The following is a 20,730-nucleotide window of genomic DNA, read 5'->3' on the forward strand; positions in this document are numbered from 1 at the left end:
CGCACCCGTCACAGCCGACCCACCGGCAGCGAACTTGCGCATCCCTGGTGCGCTCGTGAGGATCGCCGGATGAGCGGGGCTGCGGGACGTCCGGATGCCGTCGTCGTCGGGGCCGGACCGAACGGCCTGGCCGCGGCCCTGCGCCTGTCGGCCGCGGGACTGCGGGTGCATGTGGTGGACGCGGGCGAGCGGCCCGGTGGCGGCATGCGCACCGAGGAGCTCATGCGCCCCGGTTACCACCACGACGTCTGCTCGATCGTGCAGCCCCTCGCCGTCGCGGCGCCGTTCTTCCGGGAGTTCGACGCCGAGAGCCGCGGTGTGCGCTTCGCCCACCCGGAGATCAACTTCGCGCACCCCCTCGACGGCGGGGGCGCCGCGCTGTCGTTCCGGTCGTTGGAGCAGACCGCGGCCGGCCTGGGGGCGGACGGCGACGCGTACCGCCGGCTGTTCGGGCCGCTGGTCGAGCACGGCACCGACATCGTCGACTTCTTCCTGACCAGCCGGCTGCGCTCGCTGCCCACGAAGAGCGTCGCCCAGGTGGTGAAGTTCGGGCTGACCGGGCTGCCGAACGTGCGCTGGCTGTCGCACCGGTACTTCGACACCGAGGAGGGGCGGGCCCTGGTCGCCGGCGCCGGGGCGCACGGGATGCTCGACCTCTCCCAGCCGCTGACCTCGGCGCTGGGCATGCTGCTGGCGATGCTGTCCCACCACGTCGGCTGGCCGTTGATCGAGGGCGGGTCGCAGAAGCTGGCCGACGCGATGGTCACCGCGCTCGAGGAGCAGGGCGGTGAGGTGGTCACCGGGCACCGGGTGACCGACCTGCGGGAGTTCGAGGGCGTGCCCGCCGTGCTGCTCGACACCACGCCCGAGGACTTCGTGACCATGGCGGGGGACCGGCTCAACGAGGGCTACCGCCGCTGGGTGCGCCGCTACAAGCACGGGGCGGGCGTGTTCAAGATCGACTGGATCCTGTCCGAGCCGGTGCCGTGGACCAACCCCGACGTGCGCCGGGCGGGCACGATCCACGTCGCGGGGAACCTCGAGGAGACGATCGCCGGTGAGCGGGCCCCGAACGAGGGCCGGATCACCGACCGCCCGTACGTGCTCGCGGTCCAGCCGACCGTGCCCGATCCGACCCGCGCCCCCGCGGGCGGGCACATCTTCTGGGCCTACGTGCACGTGCCGCACGGCGCCGACGTCGACATGACCGAGGCCATCGAGAACCAGATCGAGCGCTTCGCCCCGGGGTTCAAGGACACCGTGGTCGAGCGGCACACGAAGACCGCCGTCCAGATGGAGCAGTGGAACCCGAGCTACCTGGGCGGCGACATCTCCAACGGCCAGGCCACGCTGCGGCAGATGCTGGCCCGCCCCGTGCCCCGGTGGAACACCTACAAGACCCCGGTGCGCGGCGTCTACCTCGCCTCGGCGGCGACCCCGCCCGGGCCCGCGGTGCACGGGGCGTGCGGCGACAACGCCGCCCGCGTGGCGCTGCGCGAGGTGTTCGGCGTGCGGAAGGCCCCGCCGCTGCGCCCGCCCGCGGGCTGACCTTCGGCGGGCCGGCCCGCCGGTATGCGCACGACTGCAGGTATGACGCCGGCAGAACCGCAGTCATGCGTATCTCGGCGCATCCAGCGCAGCCCGGATCCGGGCGACGAGGATGACCGGGTCGCGCAGATCGGCCGCGGTCACGAAGATCACCGTCCAGCCGGCTGCGGTCAGCCGGTTGAGCCGCCGTCGGTCCTTGCCGACCTGCTGCGCCTCGCCGTGCCACACGCCGTCGTACTCGACGGCGACCGCCCGCTCCGGCCAGCCGAAGTCGACCTGGGCCACGAAGCGTCCGTCGGCGTCGCACACCCTGTGCTGGGCGACCGGTCGTGGCAGGGGCGAGCCGTGCAGGAGCAGCCGCAGGCGGGTCTCCTGAGGTGACTGTGCGAGCCCGTCGGCCCGGCCGACCGCGAGGCGGATGCTGCGGCACCCCGGTCCGGTGACGCCGGCGGCCGCCGCACGGAGGTCGTCGAGGGTGATGAGCCGGGAGCCGAGGAACTGGTCGACGGCGACCACCGCGTCATCCGCCGGCTGGATGCGCGCCAGGTCCAGCGCTGTCCGCATCGGGGTCGTGACGAGGACGCCGCGCCATCTCGTCACGTCGCCGGCCGGCAGGTGCCGGCGGGTCACGTGGACCCCGCGGACGGCACCGCAGCGCCGCGCGGTGGGCAGCGTGCACTCGACCGGATCGTCGCTGCGCGCGGCCTCCACTCCCCAGAGCACGGCGGCGCTCCGCCCGCTGACCGTCGCGCCCGGGAGCAGTAGTCCGGCCACCGCCCGTGCGCGCCGTTCGTGGGTGACCGGCAGCGAGGCGCACGCGTAGACGTCGGGGAACAGCCGCCGCCACGCGGAACTGCGCAGGTGCCCCGGGGTCAGCAGGCCGGCGCGGACCTGCTCCGATCCGCGGAAGATCCGGCCGCGGAGCTCCGGTGGCCGGGTGGGGGTGCGGGTCACCGCGGCACTCTCCCCGGTCGTGCCGTTCTCCCGTGGACGTCGTCCACAGGCCCCGCGGCGGGCAGCGCGCCCCTGCCGATTCGCGCTCATGCGCATGGACGTCGTTCTGGCGGCTGCTTTCCCGCGTCCGTGCGGATATCGGCGGGAATCGGCGCGGACGGGCGCCCCGGTAGCGTTCCGCGCATGGTCCGACCGCTGGGGCTGCCCTTCGACCCGATCGAGCGGGCGGGGGAGACGTGGGAGGAGCGGTTCGGGCCGGCCTCGGCGATGCGCGCCGCGACGTCGGTCTTCCGGGTGCAGCAGATCCTGCTCGCGCGCTTCGACGGGGTGCTCAAGCCGCACGGGTTGACCTTCGCCCGCTACGAGGTGCTGGTGCTGCTCACCTTCAGCCGGAGCGGCGAGCTGCCGCTCAAGGTGATCGGCAGCCGGCTGATGGTGCACCCCACCAGCGTCACCAACGCGATCGACCGGCTCGTGGCGGCCGGGTACGTGGACCGGCGGCCCAACCCGGCCGACGGGCGGGGCGTCCTCGCGACGATCACCGAGCGGGGGCGCGCGGTGGTCGACGCGGCGACCGCCGCGCTGATGGCCGTGGACTTCGGCCTGGCCGAGCTGTCGGAGGCCGAGCGCGACCAGCTGTTCGCCGTGCTGCGGTCGGTCCGGCTCGGGGCCGGGGACGTCGCCGACGGGGCAGGCGGACACGCAGGGTGACCGTCGACACACGATAGTTGGACGTCCTACTATTGGGTGCATGACCCAGGACGCGCGGCAGCGGTGGCAGCAGCGGTACGACTCGGCGCTGGCGGCGGGTCGGGTGCGCGACGCCGACTACAGCACCCTCTCCGGGGTCGAGGTGGACCCCGTCTACGGCCCGGCCGATGAGAGCGCCGTCCCGGGCTTCGAGCGGATCGGCTATCCGGGCGAGTTCCCGTTCACCCGCGGTCTGCACGCCACCGGGTACCGCGGCCGGCTCTGGACCATCCGCCAGTTCGCCGGGTTCGGCAACGCCCAGCAGACCAACGAGCGCTACAAGATGATCCTGGCCGAGGGTGGCGGCGGGCTCAGCGTCGCCTTCGACATGCCCACCCTCATGGGCCGCGACTCCGACGACCCGCGGGCGCTCGGCGAGGTCGGGCACTGCGGCGTCGCCGTCGACACCGCCACCGACATGGACGTCCTCTTCGACGGCATCGACCTCGAGGCCACCACGACGTCGATGACGATCAGCGGCCCTGCCGTCCCGGTGTTCTGCATGTACCTGGTCGCGGCCGAGCGCCAGGGCGCCGACCTGGGCGCGCTCAACGGGACGCTGCAGACCGACATCTTCAAGGAGTACATCGCGCAGAAGGAGTGGCTCTTCCCGCCCGAGCCGCACCTGCGCCTGATCGGCGACCTGATGGAGTACTGCGCCGAGAACATCCCGGCGTACAAGCCGATCAGCGTCTCCGGGTACCACATCCGCGAGGCCGGCTCGACCGCCGCGCAGGAGCTGGCCTACACGCTGGCCGACGGCTTCGCCTACGTGGAGCTCGGCCTCTCCCGCGGCATGGACGTCGAGCAGTTCGCGCCCGGGCTGTCGTTCTTCTTCGACGCCCACGTCGACTTCTTCGAGGAGATCGCCAAGTTCCGCGCCGCGCGCCGGATCTGGGCCCGCTGGCTGCGGGACGTGTACGGGGCGCGGACGGAGAAGGCCCAGCAGCTACGGTTCCACACCCAGACCGCCGGGGTCAGCCTGACCGCGCAGCAGCCCGACAACAACATCGTCCGGACGGCGGTCGAGGCGCTCGCCGCCGTGCTGGGCGGGACGCAGTCGCTGCACACGAACGCCCTCGACGAGGTGCTGGCGCTGCCCAGCGCCAAGGCCGCCCAGATCGCCCTGCGCACGCAGCAGGTGATCGCGGAGGAGACCGGGGTGGCCAACGTGGCCGACCCGCTGGGTGGGTCCTGGTACGTGGAGGCGCTCACCGACGACATCGAGCGGCAGGCCGAGGAGATCTTCGCCCGCATCCGCGACATGGGCACCGACGGGACGATGACCTCGGGCATCCTGCGCGGCATCGAGGACGGCTGGTTCACCGGCGAGATCGCCGAGGCGGCGTTCGGCTACCAGCGCGCGCTGGAGAAGGGCGACAAGAAGGTCGTCGGCGTGAACACGCTGGTCGGCTCGGTGGACGCCGACGACAAGCTGGAGATCCTCCGGGTGAGCCACCAGGTCGAGATCGACCAGAACGCCGAGCTGGCCGAGCGCCGCACGCGCCGGGACGACGACGCCGCCCGGGCCGCGGTCGCCCGGATGGTCGAGGTCGGCCGCACCGAGGAGAACATGGTGCCGGCGATGCTCGACGCGGTGCGGGCCGAGGCGACCCTCGGGGAGATCTGCGACGCGCTGCGCGCCGAGTGGGGCGGCTACACCGAGCCCGCGCGGTTCTGACGTACCCCTCCGCCACCATGCCGGGCATGGCCGAGACCACCGCGCACACCCATCACGGCATCGACTACGTCGAGCTCACCGTCACCGACCTCGCCGCGGCGAAGCGCTTCTACGCCGAGGCCTTCGGCTGGGAGTTCACCGACTACCGACCGGAGTACGCCGGCATCCGCCGTGGGTCCGGCGACGCGGGCGGACTCCGGCTGGACGCCGAACCGCCCCGGCCGGGCGGCCCGCTCGTCCTCCTCTTCTCCGGCGACCTCGACCGGACCGTCGCTGCGGTGCGGGCCGCTGGTGGGCAGGTCACCGCCGGTCCCTACGAGTTCCCCGGCGGGCGGCGGTTCCACTTCCGCGACCCCAGCGGCAACGAGCTGGGGGTGTGGTCCGAGACCTGACCCCCGTCCCCGAGTACGCGAGGGACACCCCTTGGTCGCGGTACCGGGCGGGGCTCTGACCAGGCGGGGACGCCCCCTGGCCGCGGTTCGGCGCGCGAGCCGCGTGCGAGGGTCGGGTCGTGCGGCGGGGCCGGAGGCTCCCCGGGCGACGCGACGGAGGGGCTCCGACCAGGTGGGGGACGCCCCCTGGCCGCGGTTCGGCGCGCGGGTCGCCTGCGAGGGTCGGGTCGTGCGGCGGGGCCGGAGGCTCCCCGGGCGACGCGACGGAAGGGCTCCGACCAGGTGGGGGACGCCCCCTGGCCGCGGTTCGGCGCGCGGGTCGCCTGCGAGGGTCGGGTCGTGCGGCGGGGCCGGAGGCTCCCCGGGCGACGCGACGGAAGGGCTCCGACCAGGTGGGGGACGCCCCCTGGCCGCGGTTCGGCGGGTGAGTCGCCTGCGAGGGTCGGGTCGTGCGGCGGGGCCGGAGGCTTCCCGGACGGCGCGACGGAAGGGCTCTGACCAGGTGGGGGACGCCCCCTGGCCGCGGTCGGAGCCCGGAGGGCGACAATAGGTGCATGCAGCCGACCCGTCCCGGACGCCCCGACCCGCGCGCACAGGCCCAGCAGGCCCAGATCGCGGCAACGATGGCCGGTGCGGTGGACCTCGCCGCCGTGAAGGCGCGCTCCGAGGCCGCCGCGCGGGCCCAGGCAGCACCTCCGCCGAGCGCGGCCGCGTCGGCCGGTGCGCCGGGCGGCGCCGTCGTCGACGTCACCGAGGCGACCTTCCAGGCCGAGGTGCTCGACCGGTCCTTCCAGGTGCCGGTGGTGCTCGACCTGTGGGCCGAGTGGTGCGGGCCGTGCAAGCAGCTCTCACCCGTGCTGGAGGCGTTGGCCGTCGAGGGCGGCGGCTCGTGGGTCCTCGCGAAGATCGACGTGGAGGCGAACCCGACGCTGGCGCAGGGGCTGCGGGTGCAGGGCATCCCGGCGGTGAAGGCCGTCTGGCAGGGCCAGCTGGTGGCCGAGTTCACCGGCGCGATCCCCGAGGAGCAGGCGCGGCACTTCGTCACCGAGCTGGTGCAGGCGACCACCGGTGGGGCCGTTCCCGGCGCCGCCGAGCCCGAGCCGGCCGAGGACCCGCGCCTGGACGCCGCCGAGGCCGCGCTCGAGCGCGGTGACCTCGCCGCCGCGGAGGCCGCCTACCAGGCCATCGTGGATGCCGAGCCCGACCACCCCGACGCCGCCCTCGCCCTCCGCCAGGTGCAGCTGTTCCGCCGGGCCGAGGAGGCCGGGCCCGATGCGCTCGAGGCCGCCGACGCCGCCCCGGACGACGTCTCGGCGCAGGCCCGCGCCGCCGACTTCCTCCTCGGCGCCGGGGAGATCGAGGCCGCGTTCGAGCGGCTGCTGGCCGTCGTGCGGCGCACCGCCGGCGAGGACCGCGACGCGGCGCGCAAGCACCTCGTCGAGCTGTTCGCCGTGGTGGGCGACCAGGACCCGCGGGTGAACCAGGCCCGGCGTCAGCTCACCGCCGCGCTCTTCTGACGGCGGGCCTCCCGGTCCCGCGGTCTCAGCCGCCGAGGCCGCAGCCGGCGCCGCCCCCGAGGAAGCCGGTCCGGAAGGCGCCCACCAGCTCGAAGCCGGAGGCGTCCACGTTGGCGAACACCTGGTCGTCCACGCCGTACTGGAGCAGGAACTGCACCGCCTCGTCGAGGTCGCCCGGGCTGATCTGGGCGTCGATGAGGTCGCCGAACGCGTCGCTGTACCACTGCTGCGCGTACCAGCCGGTGAGGCAGGCGGCCGAGTCGATGGCGGCGCGGTCGTCGATGCTCAGCCCGGCCTGGTCCCGCGCCGCGAGCGCGTAGGGCAGGGCCATCGCGGTCGCCAGGGCGAAGTCGCCGATCTCGTCGTACGCGGGTACGGCGAGCTCGCTCTCGTCGAGGTAGACGGTGTCGTCGTCGGGGCAGTAGCCGAGGTCGCGGTCGCCGAGCCCGGCGCAGTCGGGGGCGTCGAACCGGAAGCCCGCCACGGCCGGTGGCCGGAACTCCGTGCCGAACGCGGCGGGGAACACCTCGTCCCAGAACGCCGGCAGCGTGGTGCCCACCCAGTCGACGATGTCGTCGAACTCCGCGTTGCCCTCGTCGAGGTCGTAGGGGGTGAACTCCGCGGCGGTGAACAGCCGGTCCTCGCCGAAGGCGTCACGGCAGGTGGCGACGCCGGTGTCGAAGCCGTCGTAGAAGGCCGACACCCGGTCGAAGTAGGAGCCGTGCGCCTCCACGTCGTCGGGGTCGCTCCCGACGTCGTCCCGGAGGAGGAGGAACCCGCGGACCACGTCGTCGAGCTCCGGCTCGCGCAGGGACAGGTGCTCGGCCCGGCCGTCGGCCACCCAGCGGGTCCACGCACCGGCCAGGCAGTCGGCCTGGGTCTCGTCCTGGATGCTCCGGCCGGAGGCGGCGAACCCGAACCGCCCCTGCATGGCGTGGCCGAACTCGTGCGCCATCACCACCGGGACGAGGAAGCGGCCGTAGTCGTCGGAGAGCTCCTGGAGCATCGTCCGGTCGTAGGCGATGACGTCGCAGGCGGGGTCGTAGAAGGCGTTGCCGGCCACGTCCTCGGGTGCGGTGTAGGAGCCCGCGCAGCCGATGCCGGTCTCGGGGTAGCGGCTCTCGTCCAGGTCGCCCGGGTCGACGGAGAAGTAGCCGCCGGCCAGCGGCACGTACGCCTCCCCGAAGTACTCGGGGTAGGCCTCCGACCAGAAGCGCTCGACGTCGGCCAGCGCGGCGCGGGCGAGCTGGTCGATCGGCTCCTCGCTGACCCCGGTGATCGGGAACTGCTCGGCCGTGACCTCGGTCGGCTCACCGGCGCCGGGGGACGCCTGCCCGCGGACGGTGTCGACGGCGCAGCCGGTGAGCAGCAGTGCGGCGGCGGCCACGGGCAGGGCCCGGTGCAGCAGCGGTCTCATCCGGACTTCCTCCACGCCCCGCGGCGCCCGTCCGGGCGGACGCGCGCCGCACAGCATGCCTGGTGCGCGGCGGACCGGGCCACCCTCCGGCACGCACGGCGCGCCGGAGGGTGGAGGGGTCAGCCCTCGTGCAGGAACCAGACGGTGCCCAGCGGCGGAGCGGAGATGGTTGCCGAGTACGGCTGCCCGTGCCACGGCTCGGCCACGGCCTCGATGCCGCCGTAGTTGCCGACGCCGGAGCCGCCGTAACCCTCGGCGTCGCTGTTGAGCACCTCGCGCCAGTGGCCGGGACGCGGCAGGCCGATCCGGTACTCGTGGTGCGGGGAGCCGGCGAAGTTCACCACGCAGGCCAGCGCCGACCCCTGCGGAGCGGCCGGCCCGGTCACCGGGTCGCCGTCGGCGGCGCTGTCCTCAGCGGTCGCGCCGTCGTCGCCGGCCGGCTCCGCCGACGCGATCGCTCTGCCGCCGTCCGCCGCCGGGGCGACCCCGTAGCGGAGGAACGAGAGCACGTTGCCCGACGCGTCGTTCGCGTCGATCCACTGGAAGCCCTCGGGGTCGACGTCCTGCGACCAGAGCGCGTCGATGTCCTTGTAGCGGCCGTTGAGGTCGGTGACCAGCTGCAGCATGCCGCGGTGGGCGGGGTCGTCGAGGTGCCACCAGTCCAGCGAGCGGCTCTCGGCCCACTCCGAGTCCTGGGCGAACTCCGACCCCATGAACAGCAGCTGCTTGCCCGGGTGCGCCCACATGTAGGCCAGGTAGGCGCGCAGGTTGGCCAGCTGCTGCCAGCGGTCCCCGGGCATCTTCCGCAGCATCGAGCCCTTGCCGTACACGACCTCGTCGTGGCTGATGGGCAGCAGGTAGTTCTCGCTGTAGGCGTAGTGCATCGAGAACGTGAGCTGGCCGTGGTGGTAGTTGCGGTACACCGGCTCGCGCTCGACGTAGGCCAGCGAGTCGTGCATCCAGCCCATGTTCCACTTGAAGCCGAAGCCCAGGCCGCCCAGGTGCGTGGGCCGGGTGACCCCCGGCCAGGCGGTGGACTCCTCGGCGATGGTCACGACGCCGGGGACCTCGCGGTAGATGGTGGCGTTGAACTCCTGGAGGAAGGCGACCGCCTCCAGGTTCTCCCGGCCGCCGTACTTGTTCGGCAGCCACTCGGTGCGGGAGTAGTCCAGGTACAGCATGGAGGCGACGGCGTCGACGCGGATGCCGTCGACGTGGAACTCCTTGGCCCAGAACAGGGCGTTGGCCACGAGGAAGTTACGGACCTCGGAGCGCCCGAAGTCGAAGACGTAGGTGCCCCAGTCCAGCTGCTCGCCGCGGCGGGGGTCGCCGTGCTCGTACAGGGACGTGCCGTCGAAGCGGGCCAGCGCCCACTCGTCCTTGGGGAAGTGGGCGGGCACCCAGTCGACGATGACGCCGATGCCGGCCTGGTGGGCGCGGTCGATCAGGTAGCGCAGGTCGTCCGGGCTGCCGAAGCGCGACGTCGGCGCGTAGTAGGAGGTGACCTGGTAGCCCCAGGAGCCACCGAAGGGGTGCTCGGCCAGGGGCATGAACTCGATGTGGGTGAAGCCCGCGGCGGCGACGTAGTCGACCAGCTCGTCGGCGAGCTCCCGGTAGGAGAGGCCCTGCCGCCAGGAGCCGGCGTGCACCTCGTAGACGCTCATCGGCCGGGCGTGCCAGCCGGCCTCGGCGCGCGTCGCCAGCCAGTCGTCGTCGTTCCACTCGTAGCTGGACTCGGTGACGACCGAGGCGTTCAGCGGCGGGACCTCGGTGGCGAAGGCCAGCGGGTCGGACTTCTCGCGCCAGACGCCGTCGGCCCCGAGGACGTGGTACCGGTACCGGGTGCCGACCGGGGCCCCGGGGATGAAGATCTCCCAGACCCCGGAGGACCCGAGGTGGCGCATGGGGTAGGCGCGGGCCTCCCAGTAGTCGAAGTCGCCGGTGACCTTGACCCCCTGGGCGCTCGGCGCCCAGACGGCGAACGAGACGCCCTCGACGGTGCCGCGCGCGGTCTCGTACCGGCGGACGTGCGCGCCCAGCACCTCCCACAGCCGCTCGTGCCGGCCCTCGCGGATGAGGTGCTCGTCGAGCGGGCCCAGCGTGGGCATCCAGCGGAAGGGGTCGTCCACGGTGTGCGTGGTGGTGCCGCCCTGGCCGTCGGCGAAGACGACCTCGATGCGGTAGTCACCCGGCTGCCGGGGGAGGCTCGCCTCGTAGATCCCGCCGTCGTGCAGCTGCGCGGCGTCGTAGCGGCTGCCGTCCTCGTCCAGGACGGCGACGGCGACGGCGTCGGGGCGCAGCGTGCGCACCGCCCAGCCGTCGGCGGTGCGGTGCGCGCCGAGGATCCGGTGCGGATCGCGCGACCAGCCCTCGACGACCGCCCGCAGGTTCTCGTCGGTGAACGTCTCGATCGTCGCGTCCTCGGGTGCGCCGGCGGTGGTGCCGCCGGCCGGCCCGGGGGCCTGGACGGGAGCCACCACCGGAGCCGGGTCGGCCGAGGCGGGCGTCGCCGCCGGGCCCGAGGCGGGCGTCGCCGCCGGGCCCGTGGTGGGCGTCGCCGCCGGGCCCGTCGTGGGCGTCGCCTCCGGGGTGGGGGCGCCGTCAGCCGCGGGCTCCGGCGCCGCGGGCTGGGGGGCCGCCGGCTCCGCGGCGCCGTCGGACGCGTCCTCGGGCGCCTGGGGGGTGGGCGGCGTCGCCGGGTCGGGGTCGGGTGCCTCGGGCTGCCCGGCGGGGGCACCACTGGGGGAGCCGGGCTCGGCGATCGGCGCGGGCGCCACCACCGGGTTGGCGGTGGTCTCGGTGTCCTCGCTGCCGGGCTCGGGCGTGGCCTCGGTCGCGGTGGGCTCGGCGGCGACCTTCTTCGCCGTCGACCGCTTGGCGGTCGTCGCCTTCGTGCCCGACGCGGCGGCCTCGGCGGCCGCCGCCTTCTTGGCCGGGGTGGCCTTCTTGGCCGGGGCCGCCTTCTTCGCGGCCGCCTTCTTCGCCGGCGCCGCGGCCGGCGCGGTGCCGTCACCGGCGGGCGCCTTCTTCGCGGCGGTGCGCCGGGTCGCCTTCTTCGCCGGCTCGGCGTTCACCACCGGCCCGCCGGCGGCCGCCTCGGCCTCCGCGACCTTCCGCTCCACGGCGTCCTGGAGGTCGTCCTTGCCGGCCACGGGGCCACTGCCTCGGTCGTCGCTCGTCATCGTCTCGCCGTCCTCGTCCGTTCTCGGTGCTCTGGTCCGTCGGGTTCGGCAGCTCAGTCGCGTCCGGCGAGCCGGGCCAGCGACTGGAGCGGGATCATCAGCCAGTGCGGACGGTTCCTCGCCTCGTAGACGCATTCGTAAACGGCTTTGTCCGCCTCGAACGCCCGAAGGAGTGGTGAATCGCCGCACGGGTCGAGCCCGCTGGCCTCGGAGTAGCCGGCGCAGTACGCGGCCCGGTTGCGGGCCGCCCACTCCTGGGCGCGGTACGCGCGCTGGGTGTCCTCGGGCTGCTCCACGAGCATGTGGCGCGCGGCGTAGTCGAAGCTGCGCAGCATCCCGGCGACGTCCCGCAGCGGGCTGTCGAGCTCGCGGCGGGAGGCGAGCGGGCGGGCCGGCTCGCCCTCGAAGTCGAGGATGATCCAGCCGGTGGCGGTGCGCAGCACCTGGCCGAGGTGCAGGTCGCCGTGCACCCGCTGGCGCACCACCGGCTCGCTGCTGCCGGCGACGGCCGCGTAGACCTCCCGGATGCCGTCGGCGTGCTCCCGGAGCTGGGGGACGACCTCGATCGCCGCGGCCAGCCGCTCGGTCATCTGCCGCGCCACGGTGGCGTACCACTCGGGCGCGGCCGGCTCCGTCGGCAGCACCGCGGCCATGTCGGCGTGCACCGAGGCGGTCGCCGCCCCGAGCCGCTCGCTGTCGGCCGCGAAGTCGCCGCCCACCTCGTCGGCGTGCAGGTCGCCTTCGGCGTAGAGGTCGCGGACGCTCGCGGTGGCCAGTCGCCAGCCGTCGCTGGCGTTCGGCACGAACGTCTGGAGCATGGCCACCGTGGCGGGCTCGCCGCCGGCGGCGTCGTCGATCTCGACGTGCCCGAGCAGCGGCGCGATGTGCTCGTTGTCGGTCCGGCGGAGCGCACGGTGGACCTCGACGTCGGGGTTCAGCCCCGGCTCCAGGCGCCGGAAGAGCTTGAAGATCGCCTCCTGGCCGTAGACCAGCGAGGTGTTGCTCTGCTCGGTGGAGACGATGTCGCCGGGCAGCCCCTCGGGGATGTCGCCCTCGCCGGCGGGGGAGAAGTGCATCGGCCCCACCGACGAGCCGTTGGCCAGGTGGATCAGCCAGGGCGCGGTGGACTCGCGGTCGCGCATCGCGTCGTAGGCGTAGCTCTCCTGGCCCTCGCCCGCGACCGCCCCGATGTAGGCGTGCTCCAGCTCCTCGGACTGCTGGTCGCGCCAGGACAGCGGCACCAGGTAGGTGTCCCGCCCGCCGTCGGCGTACTCGATCCGCACCCGGTGCACCGACAGCACCGGGTTGCCGCGGTCGAGGAAGAAGCCGTCCTCGGTGACGCCGGCCCATTCGCGGCCCTTGCCGCCGAACCAGCGCTGCTGCGGGATCCACTCGCGGAACAGGTCGGTGAGCGCGTTCATCGGGCATCTCCGGACTCGTCGGACGGCTCGTCGGCGGCGCTGACCACACCGGCGGCCAGCAGGGAGTCGGCGACGGCGCTGGACGTGGCGTTGGCCCAGTCCTCGTGCTCGTCGGGAGCCGGCTCGGTGGGCTTGGACAGCTCGAACCAGTAGAAGCCGTGCCCGGCCAGCGTGAGCATGTACGGCAGGACGCCGATCTGCGGGAACTCCACCCGCCCGGTGAGCTCCACCGGGGTGTAGCCCTCGAAGCGGCGCAGGTCCAGCTCCACCGGCTGCGGGAACCGGGACAGATTGTTCACGCAGAGCACGACGTCGTCACCGAACTCGCGGACGAAGGACAGCACCGTCGGGTTGCGGGAGCCGATCTCGGCGTAGCTGCCCAGCCCGAACGTGGGGTGCTGACCCCGGACCTGGATCATCCGGCGCACCCACTGCAGCAGCGAGTTGCTGTTGCGCAGCTGCGACTCGACGTTGGTGACCTGGAAGCCGTAGACCGGGTCGCCGTTCAGCGGCAGGTACATCCGCTGCGGGTCGGCGGTGGAGAAGCCGCCGTTGCGGTCCGGCGTCCACTGCATCGGGGTCCGGACGCCGTCGCGGTCACCGAGCCAGATGTTGTCGCCCATGCCGATCTCGTCGCCGTAGTACAGGACCGGGGAGCCCGGCAGTGACAGCAGCAGCGCGTTGAACAGCTCGAGGGTGTTGACGTCGTTGTCCAGCAGCGGGGCCAGCCGGCGGCGGATGCCGATGTTGGCCTTCATGCGGGGGTCCTTGGCGTACTCGTCCCACATGTAGTCGCGCTCTTCGTCGGTCACCATCTCGAGCGTCAGCTCGTCGTGATTGCGGAGGAAGACGCCCCACTGGCAGTTGTCGGGGATGTCCGGCGTCTGGGCCATGATCTCCGAGATCGGGAACCGCTGCTCCCGGCGCACCGCCATGAACAGGCGCGGCATGACGGGGAAGTGGAACGCCATCTGGCACTCGTCGCCGTCCTCGCCGAAGTACTCGACGACGTCGGCCGGCCACTGGTTGGCCTCGCAGAGCAGGACCGTGTCGGGGTAGTTCTCGTCGACGATCTTGCGCACGTGCTTGAGGAACTCGTGGGTGCGCGGCAGGTTCTCGCAGTTGGTGCCCTCCTCCTCGAAGAGGTAGGGCACGGCGTCGAGCCGGAAGCCGTCGATACCCAGGTCCAGCCAGAAGCGCAGGGCGTCGATGATCGCCTCCTGCACCTTCGGGTTCTCGAAGTTGAGGTCCGGCTGGTGGGAGAAGAAGCGGTGCCAGAAGTACTGTTTGCGGACCGGGTCGAACGTCCAGTTGGAGCTCTCGGTGTCGACGAAGATGATCCGCGCGTCGGCGTAGCCGGTGTCGTCGTCGGCCCACACGTAGAAGTCGCCGTAGGGCCCGTCCGGGTCGCTGCGGCTGGCCTGGAACCACGGGTGCTGGTCCGAGGTGTGGTTCATGACGAAGTCGATGATCACGCGCATGCCGCGGGCGTGGGCGGCGTCGAGGAACTCGTGGAAGTCCTCGATGTTGCCGAACTCCGGCAGCACGGCGGTGTAGTCGCTGACGTCGTACCCGCCGTCGCGCAGCGGCGAGGCGAAGAACGGCGGGAGCCAGAGGCAGTCGACGCCCAGCCACTGGAGGTAGTCGAGCTTGTCGATCATGCCGCGGAGATCGCCGACGCCGTCGGCGTTGCTGTCCGCGAAGCCGCGGACCAGGACCTCGTAGAAGACCGCGCGCTTGTACCACTCGGGGTCGGTGCCCGGCGGCGGCAGCGGGGAGTGGCTGCCGCGGGAATCGGGGACGGGAACGGTCATCGGGAGCGGGTTCCCCTCTGGGTCGGTGCTGTGGGCGGTATGTCGTGGCCCGCCTGCGGGCGCGGCGGGGTGGCCCCCGTGCCGGGTCCCGTCGCGAGCGCGAGCGCGGCGGGGGGCACGGGGTCCTCTTTCAGGCGACGGGCGGGGGGAACTGCACGGGCCGCGGGAACGTGACCGCGAAGACGTGCGCCGGCTCCCGGTAGGGGTCCAGCTCCACGTAGTTGAACTGGCCCCAGTCGTACCGGGCGCCGGAGAGCTCGTCGGTGACCGAGAAGCGCTCGTGCCAGTCCAGGCCCAGCTCGGGGAGGTGCAGCGCGGTCGTCCCGATCTGGGTGTCCCGGCTGGACAGGTTGACGACCACGAGGACGGCGTCCTGCGAGCCGGGGTCGGTCTTGGAGAAGCAGAGCAGGTTCGGGTTGTCGACCTGGTGGAACCGGAGCGTGCGCAGCTGCTGCAGCGCCGGGTGGGCCCGCCGGACCTCGTTCAGCCGGCGCAGGTACGGCGCCAGGCTGCGGCCCGACGCCTCGGCCCCGGCCCAGTCGCGGGGCCGGAGCTGGTACTTCTCGCTGTCGAGGTACTCCTCGCTGCCCGGCTTGACCGCCACGTGCTCGAACAGCTCGAACCCGGAGTAGACGCCCCAGGTGGGGCTCAGCATCGACGCGAGCACGGCCCGGATCTTGAACATCGGCGGGCCGCCGAACTGCAGCGACTCGTGGAGGATGTCCGGGGTGTTCACGAAGAAGTTCGGCCGCATGTAGTGGGCGTTCTCGGCCAGCTCCCGGCCGTACTCCTCGATCTCCTGCCGCTGGGTGCGCCAGGTGAAGTACGTGTAGGACTGCGTGAACCCGATCCGCGCCAGCTGGTGCATCATCGCCGGCCGGGTGAAGGCCTCGGCGAGGAACAGGACGTCCGGATCGGTCTTCTTGACCTCCCAGATCAGCCAGTGCCAGAAGTTCAGCGGCTTGGTGTGCGGGTTGTCGACGCGGAAGATCCGCACGCCGGCGTCCATCCACACCCGCACGACCCGGAGCACCTCGGCGTACAGGCCCTCGGGGTCGTTGTCGAAGTTGATCGGGTAGATGTCCTGGTACTTCTTCGGCGGGTTCTCCGCGTAGGCGATGGTGCCGTCGGGCTTGGTGGTGAACCACTCCGGGTGCTTCTCCACCCACGGGTGGTCGGGCGCGGCCTGCAGGGCCAGGTCCAGCGCCACCTCCATGCCCAGCTCGCGGGTGCGGCCGACGAAGGCCTTGAAGTCCTCCATGGTGCCCAGCTGCGGGTGGACGGCGTCGTGGCCGCCCTCGGCGCTGCCGATCGCCCACGGGGAGCCGACCTCGTCGGGGCCGATGTCGTGCGGGTTGCCGCCGGGGAACTGCGCCGAGTTCGGCCCCTTGCGGTTGACCGTGCCGATCGGGTGGATCGGGGGCAGGTAGACGACGTCGAAGCCCATGTCGGCGATGGCCGGCAGCCGGTCGCCGGCGGTGGTGAACGTGCCGTGCGTGGCCTGCCCGGCGACGACCGGGCCCTCCGAGCGCGGGAAGAACTCGTACCAGGAGCCGTACAGCGCCTCGCGGCGGTCCACCCAGACCTCGAAGGACTCGGTGCTGGTGACCAGCTCGCGGACCGGGTGGTCGTGGAGGTACCGCTGCAGGCCCGCGGCCAGCGCCGGGGCGATGCGGACGGTGAGCTCCAGGGAGGTGTCGCGCAGGGCCTCGGCCGCGGCGGTGAACCGGCCGCGGTGCTCCTCGTCGGCCTCGGCGGCGACCCGGTCGAGCAGGCGGGCGCCCTCCTCGAGGTCGTTGGCCAGCTCGTCGGCGCCCTGACCCGCCTCGACCTTCACCTCGACGGCGTGCCGCCAGGTGGTTAGCGGGTCGCTCCACGCCTCGATGCGGAAGGTCCAGGAGCCCTCCCGGTCGGGCACGACGGTGGTGAGCCACCGGTCGGGCTCCTCGCCGTACTTCGCCATCCGGCGCAGCGGGCCGACGTCGCCGTCGCCGCCGGGCGGCGTCCAGACGACGTTCGCCGCGACGGCGTCGTGGCCCTCGCGGAAGACGGTGGCGGTGATCGGGAGGTGTTCCCCGACCACGGCGCGGGCGGAGAAGGACCCGCAGGACACGACGGGGGCGACATCGGTGATGCCGAGGCGGAGGTCAGCGCGGCCATTCATCCCTGCCACGCTATCGAGCCACCGCCCCACCAGCATCTCGGCCGCTCATCCGCCCCTCCGGTCTCACCCGTTGGGGCTGCCGCGGACGGGTGTGCCGGCGACCGGGGCCGGTTCCGGCGGCCTGGCGGTGTGCCCGGAACTCGTTAGGCTCGCCGGGTGCGAGCTCTCCGTCGGTTCACCGTCCGCGCGGCTCTGCCCGAGCCGCTCCTGCCGCTGTCCCAGCTGGTCAGCAATCTGCGCTGGTCGTGGCACGCCGAGACCAGGGACCTCTTCGAGGCCCTGGACCCCGACCTGTGGCAGAGCTGCGGCGGTGACCCGGTCCGCGCGCTCGGCGAGGTGTCGGCCGAGCGGCTGGCCGCGCTGGCCAAGGACCGCCGCTTCGTCCGCCGGCTGACCGACGCGGTGGACGACCTGGAGGAGTACCTCTCGACCCCGCGGTGGTACCAGTCGCTGGGCGACGAGGCGCCCGCGACGATCGCCTACTTCTCCGCCGAGTTCGGCATCAGCGAGGTGCTCCCGCAGTACTCCGGCGGTCTGGGCATCCTGGCCGGCGACCACCTCAAGGCCGCCTCCGACCTCGGCGTCCCGCTGGTCGGGGTGGGGCTGCTCTACCGGGCCGGCTACTTCAGCCAGGGCCTGTCCGCCGACGGCTGGCAGCTGGAGCACTACCCGTCCCTGGACCCGCACGGCCTGCCGATCAAGCTGCTCCGGCAGTCCGACGGATCGGCCGTCGTCATCACCGTGCCGCTGCCCGAGGGCCGCACGCTGCACGCGCACGTCTGGCGCGCGCAGGTGGGCCGGGTCTCGCTGCTGCTGCTCGACAGCGACATCGAGGAGAACGCGCCGTCGGAGCGGCTGGTCACCGACCGGCTCTACGGCGGCGACGAGGACCACCGGCTGCGCCAGGAGATGCTGCTCGGCATCGGTGGCGTGCGGGCCCTGCGGGCCTACTGCTCGCTGACCGGCACCGCCCAGCCGGAGGTGTTCCACGCCAACGAGGGGCACGCCGGCTTCCAGGGCGTGGAGCGCATCCGCGAGCTCACCGAGGCCCACGGGCTCACCTTCGCCGAGGCGCTGCAGGCCGTCCGCGCCGGCACCGTCTTCACCACGCACACGCCCGTCCCGGCCGGCATCGACCGCTTCCCGAAGGCGCTGATCGAGCGCTACTTCGCCGGGTTCGGCGTCCCCCTGGACCAGCTGCTGCCGCTCGGCGCCGAGGACGACCCGGCGAAGTTCAACATGGCGCACATGGGCCTGCGGCTGGGCCAGCGCGCCAACGGGGTCAGCGAGCTGCACGGCGAGGTGAGCCGCGGCATGTTCAACGACCTGTGGCCCGGCTTCGACCAGCGCGACGTGCCCATCCGCTCGATCACCAACGGCGTGCACGCCCCCACCTGGACCGCGCGCGAGCTGGTCGAGATGGGCACCCAGACCTCCAGCCAGGGCGATCCGGTCGACGTCGACGGGCCGGTGCACTTCGACGGGGTCGACAAGATCCCCGCGGCCGACCTGTGGAGCACCCGGCGCATGCTCCGGGGCCGGCTCGTCGACGAGGTGCGCCGCCGCATCCGGGAGACCGCGCTCTCCCGGGGCTCCAGCGAGGTCGAGGTCGGCTGGACCGACACCGCGTTCGACCCCGACGTGCTCACCATCGGCTTCGCCCGGCGGGTGCCCTCCTACAAGCGGCTGACCCTCATGCTCCGGGACCCCGAGCGCCTCAAGGCGCTGCTGCTCGACCCCGAGCGCCCCCTGCAGCTGGTCATCGCGGGCAAGAGCCACCCGGCCGACGACGGCGGCAAGAAGCTCATCCAGCAGATGGTCGCGTTCGCCGACGACCCCGCCATCCGGCACCGGATCGCCTTCCTGCCCGGCTACGACATCGGCATGGCGCGCTACCTGTACTGGGGCTGCGACGTCTGGCTGAACAACCCGCTGCGCCCGCTGGAGGCCTGCGGCACGTCCGGGATGAAGGCGGCGCTCAACGGCGGGCTGAACCTGTCCATCCGCGACGGGTGGTGGGACGAGTGGTTCGACGGCCAGAACGGCTGGGCGATCCCGACCGCCGACGGCGTCACCGACGCCGACCGCCGCGACGAGGTCGAGGCGCGCGCCATCTACGACCTGCTGGAGAACCAGGTGCTGCCGCGCTTCTACGAGCGCGACGGCGACGGCGTGCCCGGCCGGTGGGTGGAGATGGTGCGCCACACGCTGCGGGAGACCGGGCCCAAGGTGCAGGCGACGCGGATGGTGCGCGACTACGTCCGCGACCTGTACGTGCCGGCGGCCGGCTCGGCGCGCTCGATGGCCACCGACGGCTACGCGCCGGCCCGCACCGAGGCCTCCTGGCGGGCGCACCTGCTGCACCACTGGCACGACGTCCGGGTGGCGCACGTCGAGGCGGTCGGCGCGGGGGACACCCCGGAGATCGGGTCGAGCCTGGCGCTGCGGGCGGAGGTCGAGCTGCCCGGGCTCGCGCCGGCGGACGTGGAGGTGCAGGCCGCCTACGGCCGGGTCGACGACGCCGACGGCCTGCACGACGTGACGACGGTGCCCATGGCCCACGAGCACACCGACGGGTCGAGGCACTGGTTCACCGCCACGCTGCCGCTGGAGCGGACCGGCGCGTTCGGTTACACGGTGCGCGTTCTTCCGTACTCTTCGCACCTGGCGGATCCCGCAGAGCTCGGCGTCGTCAGCAGCGCGTGAGGAAGGACCCCGCCCGGGGTCACATCCTCGGGACGGAGCCCCTCCAGGCGCTCAGGTCACGCCGGTCACTGTGACCTCTTGTGATGTCGGACCACCTCGGCGTGGCGGTGGTGCGCGCCCAGCCAGACCGGCCGGACATCACTAGGCTGGACGCCATGCCCGACCGCTGTGAAGTCCTCCCCGGAGATGCCGTCGTCGCCCGCCGTGGCGGCGGCCTGCTGTGGGTCGACGCTCCGGGTTCGCCCGCCCTCGTGTCGGCCCTCCACGCCTGCCTGGGCGTGACGGGCCCCGGCGCCGACCGCGTCCTGGCCGCCGTGGCCGGCCAGGTGAGCTCGCTCGCCTCCGGCGGCGTCTCGTTCGCCCTCGTCCTGTCCAACGACGCCGGCACCGGTGTCGCGCTGTGGGCGGGCAAGGGCCAGCCGGCCGTCGACGGCGTCCCCGTCTCCGGGTCGTCGGTGGACGGCGGCACGCTCGCCACCGGCTTCGCGCTCGGGCGGTCGCTCTACGTCGGCCCCGGCCAGTCGGCCCCGGGTACTCCGCCCGGGGTCAGCTACGACCTCGTCGAGGGCACCGTGCCCGGTGGCGGCGCGACGCTGCACCTCTCCGCGGCCGCTCCGGCCGCCGCGGCCCCGGTGCAGGCGCCCGCGCAGTCGTCGTTCTCGACCGGCACGGACGCCGGGTTCGGCGCCGGCCGCGGCGCGTCGGCCGCGCGCCCCGACTCCGGCGAGCAGACCGCCTTCTGGCGGCCCGACCCGTCCGAGGCCGCCCCGATCCTCCGGTTCGACGACGGCATGGTCGTCACCATCGACGAGGACCTCGTGCTCGGGCGGCGTCCCGACAACCACGAGATGGTGGCCAGCGGCTCGGCGCGGGCGGTGCCGATAGCCGACACCCAGAACGTGCTCTCCTCGGCGCACGCCGCGCTCACCCGCTCCGGCCGCGAGGTCTCCCTGGTCGACCTGGGATCGCTCAACGGCACCCACGTCGCCGGCCCCGAGGCCACCGAGTGGACTCAGCTGGAGCCGGGTGTGGCCCACCCGCTCTCCGACGGCGACCGGCTGCTGCTGGGCTGGACCGTCATCACCTTCGAGCAGCCGCAGGAGTAGCCGCGCCGCGTTGCACCGGAGAGGCCCAGGACCGCACCGGTCCTGGGCCTCTCCGGTTCGACGGCAGCGCAGAATCAG

The 20,730-nt window shown here is 73.3% G+C and carries 13 protein-coding genes; 7 read left to right on the forward strand and 6 right to left on the reverse strand.

The features are described from left to right. The first annotated feature begins 69 nt into the window (after nt 1-69). A complete protein-coding gene (locus tag BD833_RS16590; protein ID WP_166534264.1) occupies nt 70-1,548 on the forward strand; it encodes a phytoene desaturase family protein in 1,479 nt (492 codons plus the stop codon). Nucleotides 1,549-1,611: 63 nt separating this feature from the next. On the opposite strand, the gene BD833_RS16595 is transcribed toward BD833_RS16590, so the two are convergent. Then, a complete protein-coding gene (locus BD833_RS16595; protein WP_166534265.1) occupies nt 1,612-2,502 on the reverse strand; it encodes a type IV toxin-antitoxin system AbiEi family antitoxin in 891 nt (296 codons plus the stop codon). A gap of 183 nt (nt 2,503-2,685) precedes the next feature. Between BD833_RS16595 and BD833_RS16600 the strand changes: the two genes are divergently transcribed. From BD833_RS16600 to BD833_RS16615, 4 genes are all read left to right on the forward strand, one after another. Then, a complete protein-coding gene (locus BD833_RS16600) occupies nt 2,686-3,213 on the forward strand; it encodes a MarR family winged helix-turn-helix transcriptional regulator (protein WP_166534266.1) in 528 nt (175 codons plus the stop codon). A 40-nt stretch (nt 3,214-3,253) separates the two neighbouring features. Further along, nucleotides 3,254-4,933 (forward strand): coenzyme B12-dependent isobutyryl-CoA mutase large subunit, encoded by a 1,680-nt coding sequence (icmA, locus tag BD833_RS16605; RefSeq protein WP_166534267.1) that lies wholly within the window; start codon nt 3,254-3,256, stop codon nt 4,931-4,933. Nucleotides 4,934-4,959: 26 nt separating this feature from the next. Further along, nucleotides 4,960-5,325 carry a VOC family protein gene (locus BD833_RS16610; RefSeq protein ID WP_166534268.1) on the forward strand — a complete coding sequence of 122 codons (366 nt, stop codon included), beginning with the start codon at nt 4,960-4,962 and terminating at the stop codon, nt 5,323-5,325. Nucleotides 5,326-5,879: 554 nt separating this feature from the next. Then, nucleotides 5,880-6,842 (forward strand): tetratricopeptide repeat protein, encoded by a 963-nt coding sequence (locus BD833_RS16615; protein WP_208092717.1) that lies wholly within the window; start codon nt 5,880-5,882, stop codon nt 6,840-6,842. 25 nt (nt 6,843-6,867) lie between these two features. Here the strand turns inward: BD833_RS16615 and BD833_RS16620 are convergent, their stop codons facing one another. The 5 genes from BD833_RS16620 to BD833_RS16640 form a co-directional block, all read right to left on the reverse strand. Then, complete coding sequence (locus BD833_RS16620; RefSeq protein ID WP_166534269.1) at nt 6,868-8,259, reverse strand: neutral zinc metallopeptidase; 1,392 nt, start codon at nt 8,257-8,259, stop codon at nt 6,868-6,870. Between the two features lie 119 nt (nt 8,260-8,378). Then, nucleotides 8,379-11,441, reverse strand: a complete 3,063-nt coding sequence (glgB, locus tag BD833_RS23305; RefSeq protein WP_166534270.1) for a 1,4-alpha-glucan branching protein GlgB — start codon at nt 11,439-11,441, stop codon at nt 8,379-8,381. 53 nt (nt 11,442-11,494) lie between these two features. Next, nucleotides 11,495-12,862, reverse strand: coding sequence for a maltokinase N-terminal cap-like domain-containing protein (locus BD833_RS16630; RefSeq protein WP_166534271.1), 1,368 nt, complete (start codon nt 12,860-12,862; stop codon nt 11,495-11,497). Next, nucleotides 12,859-14,676 (reverse strand): maltose alpha-D-glucosyltransferase, encoded by a 1,818-nt coding sequence (treS, locus tag BD833_RS16635; RefSeq protein ID WP_166534272.1) that lies wholly within the window; start codon nt 14,674-14,676, stop codon nt 12,859-12,861. The genes BD833_RS16630 and treS overlap by 4 nt, the downstream gene beginning before the upstream one ends. A gap of 130 nt (nt 14,677-14,806) precedes the next feature. Then, nucleotides 14,807-16,840 (reverse strand): alpha-1,4-glucan--maltose-1-phosphate maltosyltransferase, encoded by a 2,034-nt coding sequence (locus tag BD833_RS16640; RefSeq protein ID WP_166534273.1) that lies wholly within the window; start codon nt 16,838-16,840, stop codon nt 14,807-14,809. A gap of 156 nt (nt 16,841-16,996) precedes the next feature. On the opposite strand from BD833_RS16640, the gene glgP reads away from it, so the two are divergent. Together glgP and BD833_RS16650 are read left to right on the forward strand one after the other, a co-directional pair. After that, nucleotides 16,997-19,546, forward strand: a complete 2,550-nt coding sequence (gene glgP / locus BD833_RS16645; RefSeq protein ID WP_166534274.1) for an alpha-glucan family phosphorylase — start codon at nt 16,997-16,999, stop codon at nt 19,544-19,546. Between the two features lie 155 nt (nt 19,547-19,701). Next, on the forward strand, nt 19,702-20,652 hold the full coding sequence (locus BD833_RS16650) for an FHA domain-containing protein (protein WP_166534275.1): 951 nt from the start codon (nt 19,702-19,704) through the stop codon (nt 20,650-20,652). Nucleotides 20,653-20,730: the final 78 nt, after the last annotated feature.

This window comes from Blastococcus xanthinilyticus (genome assembly GCF_008124835.1).
Classification (GTDB): Bacteria; Actinomycetota; Actinomycetes; order Mycobacteriales; family Geodermatophilaceae; genus Blastococcus; species Blastococcus xanthinilyticus.